The 544-nt window shown below is 67.1% G+C and carries 1 protein-coding gene; it reads right to left on the minus strand.

Translation table 11 applies throughout. The annotated features are described in order from the left end of the window. Positions 1 to 544: IPT/TIG domain-containing protein (locus tag ACW2Q0_RS31200; RefSeq protein WP_457194506.1), on the minus strand; the 544-nt coding region annotated here is incomplete at both ends.

A 544-nucleotide genomic window follows, 5' to 3' on the forward strand; every position in this document is an offset into this window, starting at 1 on the left:
GGTACCACCCGCCGTGGTGACCGTGACCGGTACCGTCCCGACCGACCCTGCAGGGGCGACGGCGGTGATCTGCGTCGACGAGTTCACGACGAACGACGTCGCCGGCGTAGCACCGAAACTCACCGCAGTCGCACCCGACAGATTCGTCCCGGTCAACACGACGGTGGTGCCGCCGGTCACCGGACCGGCGTTCGGGGCGATGGTGGTCAGCGTCGGCACCGCAACATAGGTGTAGGAGACACCGTTGCTCGTTCCACCCGCGGTAGTGACCGTCACCAGTACCGTCCCGGCCGCACCGGCGGGAGCGATGGCGGTGATCTGCGTCGACGAGTTCACGACGAACGACGTCGCCGGCGTAGCACCGAAACTCACCGCGGTCGTACCGGTGAGGTTTGTCCCGGTGAGCACGACGGTGGTCCCACCAGCCACCGGACCAGCGTTCGGAGCGATAGCGGTCAGCGTCGGCACCGCAACATAGGTGTACGAGACACCGTTACTGGTACCACCCGCCGTGGTGACCGTGACCAGTACCGTCCCGGCCGCA

Source organism: Nocardia citri (assembly GCF_054065835.1).